3 protein-coding genes and 1 pseudogene are annotated in these 3,289 nt (G+C 73.5%); 1 reads left to right on the top strand and 3 read right to left on the bottom strand.

Going from position 1 to position 3,289, the window contains the following annotated elements:
* The 3 genes from ASG00_RS18205 to ASG00_RS11140 form a co-directional block, all read right to left on the bottom strand.
* Positions 1-534, bottom strand: a 534-nt coding sequence (locus ASG00_RS18205; protein ID WP_235559510.1) for a DEAD/DEAH box helicase, incomplete at its 3' end; no start/stop codon positions are given.
* A 46-nt stretch (positions 535-580) separates the two neighbouring features.
* Positions 581-1,567: an ATP-grasp domain-containing protein gene (locus ASG00_RS11145; RefSeq protein ID WP_056209614.1), complete on the bottom strand. Its 987-nt coding sequence runs from the start codon at positions 1,565-1,567 to the stop codon at positions 581-583.
* 12 nt (positions 1,568-1,579) lie between these two features.
* Positions 1,580-2,920: an amidohydrolase gene (locus ASG00_RS11140; protein WP_056209612.1), complete on the bottom strand. Its 1,341-nt coding sequence runs from the start codon at positions 2,918-2,920 to the stop codon at positions 1,580-1,582.
* Positions 2,921-3,078: 158 nt separating this feature from the next.
* Between ASG00_RS11140 and ASG00_RS11135 the strand changes: the two are divergent.
* A pseudogene (locus ASG00_RS11135) lies at positions 3,079-3,289 on the top strand (GNAT family N-acetyltransferase); the annotation flags it as partial.

Genomic DNA, 3,289 nt, shown 5'->3' with positions numbered 1-3,289 from the left:
GGCCGACATCAGCAGGAACTGCGCGCGAGGAAGCAGCAGCAGCGGCACCTGCCACGCCCACCCGCGGTCGGGGTCGCCGTAGAAGTGGAACTCGTCCATCACGACCTGGCCGACATCGGCGGCCGCCCCCTCGCGCAGGGCGAGGTTCGCGAGGATCTCGGCTGTGCAGCAGACGATCGGCGCATCCGGGTTCACCGACGAGTCGCCCGTGACCATGCCGACGTTCTCGGCCCCGAAGATCTCGACGAGTGCGAAGAACTTCTCGCTCACGAGGGCCTTGATGGGCGCCGTGTAGTAGGTGCGCTCCCCGCGGGAGAGGGATGCCGCGTGTGCGGCGACCGCGACGAGCGACTTGCCCGTGCCGGTCGGAGTCGCGAGCACGACGTTCGCGCCGGAGACGAGCTCGATCACGGCCTCGTCCTGGGCGGGGTAGAGCGCGAACCCGCGCTCGGAGGCCCACGCGACGAACGCGTCGTAGAGGCGATCGGGGTCGCCCGCGGCCGCGCGGGCGGCATCGACGAGCGGGGTGGTCACCCCTCGAGTCTGCCGCAGTCGCGCGCCGCGGCGGCCCGGTGCACGGTCAGCCGGTCGCCACCGCCGCGCGTGCGGACTCCTGCGCGAGCAGCCCGCCGAGGAAGCGCGCCAGCTGCCGTGGGGCGGATGCCGGGGCGACGGCCTCGACATCGGCGTTGTAGTTCGTGTTCGTGTTGACGTCGTAGGCGACGCGGCGCCCGTCGACCGTCTCGATGAACTCGATGCCCGCCACCTCGATGCCCTGCGCCCGGGTGAACGCGACGAACGCGTCGACCAGATCGGCCGGCGGGTCGGTGCGCAGCGAGAACAGGCCGACTCCCGGCACGGGCGCCTCGACCGCGCCGGGCGGCACGATGAACCGGCCGGTCTCGGGGTCGACCGCGCACGCGTCGGCGGGGCACAGCTGGAATCCGCCGTGATACGTATCGGCGTTGATCGCGTACACGAACTCGCCGCCCACGATCTCGACGCGGGTGATGCGGGGCGTCTCGGCGACGAGCAGCTCTTGCACGAGGGTGATGCCGTCCTGGGGCGGATCATCGGATGCCGCGGCCTCCCACTGCACGACCTCGTCGGCGTCGGCGAAGCGCTGCACGCTGAGCCCCTTCCCGCCCTGGTTGTGCTTCACGATCACGGGGCCGCCGATGCGGCGGGCGGCGTCGGCGATGCCGTCTCCGACGACGGCGATCGTGCGGGGCACGTCGATCCCGGCGGCCCGCAGCGCGGCGAGCTGGGCCACCTTGCTCACTTCGAGCTCGAGCACGCGCCGACCGTTGACGGTGCGCCGGCCGGCGGCCTCGAGCCACGACAGCACCGCGCGGGCGTAGTCCTTGGAGTGGGTGTGCCCGCGAGTGTGGCTCGAGGCGCTGATGCGCGACCAGAACACCCCGGGCGGCGGATCCTCGGTGAGGTCGATCGAGCCGGTGACGAGCTCCCACTCGACGAACGGCACCCCTTCGGCGTCGAGCGCGGCGCGGAACGGCTGCAGCCACGCGGCGTTCTCGTGCAGGACGTGGACGACGGGCTCGGTCATGGTGCTCCTCGGTCAGTCGAAGTAGCGGGCGACGTCGAGCACACCGCCCGCGCGGTGGAAGTCGTCGTGCACGGCGGCACGCAGGTCGGGGTCGGCGACGAAGTCGAGCGCCGTGAGCGCCAGCGAGTGCGCTCCGTCGGAGACCGCGCGGTCGCCCGCGGCACCCCGCGCGAACTCGCCGAACTCGGCCGTGTGCAGTCCGACGTCGGGCGGTGAGACGGCGATCACGGGGTGGATCCCGGGCACGCGCACGCTCACGTTGCCGAAGTCGGTCGACGCGGCCAGCTCGAGCGGAGCGATCCCCGCGGGATGCGCGACGCGGCCACGAGCCCGTTGATGCACCGCCCACCGCTCACCGAGCGAGGCGTTGGATCGGATCGGCAGGGTGAACGGCTGCGGGTCCCACTCCAGCTCGACGCCCGTGCCCGTCGCGAGCGCGGCGCCGCGCGCGATGTCCGCGACGCGGGCGCTCAGGTCCTTGAGCGTCTCGGGGTGGTGCGAGCGCAGGTAGAACTCGATGCTCGCCCGGCCGGGCACGATGCTCGGCCGGTCGCCGCCCTCCCGCACGATGCCGTGCAGCCGGTCGCCCTGCGGCAGGTGCTGCCGCAGGAGCCCCACCGCCTGGTAGGTGAGCACGACGGCGTCGAGGGCGTTGCGCCCGAGGAAGGGAGAGGCCGAGGCGTGCGCGCTGACGCCGGTGAAGCGGGCCTGCAGGATGCGTCGCCCGATGAACGGGTGGTCGATGGCCTCGTACCCGAAGGGGTGCACCATGATCGCCGCGTCGACGCCGTCGAACGCCCCTTCCCGGGCGAGGAGCTCCTTGCCGCTGTTGCCCTCCTCGGCGGGCGTGCCGAGGAGCACGACGCGACCGGGCAGGTCGTCGGCGATGCGGGCGAGCGCGAGGAACGCACCGGCCGCGGCCCCGGCGATGACGTTGTGTCCGCACCCGTGACCGATCACCGGAAGTGCGTCGTATTCGGCGAGGAGGGCGATGACCGGTCCCGGCCGGCCGATCTCGGCACGCAGCGCCGTCGGCTGGCCGAACACGCCGACCGTGACCGGCACCCCCGCGCGCTCGACCAGGGCCGCGACCGCGGCGGCCGCGTGCACCTCCGAGAACGCCTCCTCGGGGTGGTCGTAGATGTCGTGCGAGAGGGCGATCGCCGCGGGCGCGACCTCGAGAGCGGCCTGCGCGACGCGGGCGGCGAGCTCGGCGGGCGCTCCGTCGTACGGCGACGTCACGGGTGCGGCGACGCGCGCCCGGCGGTCGGCGGCGCGCTGCAGCTCGTCGGCGTAGAACCGGTCGGGCACGACGGGCTGGCCGGGGGCACGGTCGCTCCACGTCGCCGTCATCGCACCCCTCCGTCGCCCGCGCCGCTGCGGCGCGCGTGTTCCACGGTAGGCGGGGGCCGTGCGGGGGCGGGTGGGACGCGTCATCCGTCGTCACCTGTCCGGCTCGCGGAACACGAGCCCGGCGGCCTACGTTGGACCTGTCGACGAGAGGATGCCGCATGCCCCCGCAGGACGAGCAGATCACCGTGACGCGCAACGATGAGGCCGGGCGGTACGAGGTCACCGTCGACGGCGCGATCGCGGGGTTCACGGTGTTCGAGATCGACGACGACGGCCGCGCGGTCTATCCGCACACGGTGGTCGACCCGGCGTTCGGCGGTCGGGGACTCGGCTCGGTGCTCGTGAGCGCGGCCCTGGCCGACGAGGCCG

Source organism: Microbacterium sp. Leaf351 (assembly GCF_001423825.1).
In the GTDB taxonomy this organism is placed as follows: domain Bacteria; phylum Actinomycetota; class Actinomycetes; order Actinomycetales; family Microbacteriaceae; genus Microbacterium; species Microbacterium ginsengisoli.
Note: the sequence above shows the minus strand (reverse complement) of the source record. Positions and strands in the feature narration are given on the sequence as shown.

Coding starts and splice junctions, on each gene's coding strand:
- ASG00_RS11145 (WP_056209614.1), bottom strand. CDS start 1,567: ATGACCGAGCCCGTCGTCCACGTCCTGCACGAGAACGCCGCGTGGCTG.
- ASG00_RS11140 (WP_056209612.1), bottom strand. CDS start 2,920: ATGACGGCGACGTGGAGCGACCGTGCCCCCGGCCAGCCCGTCGTGCCC.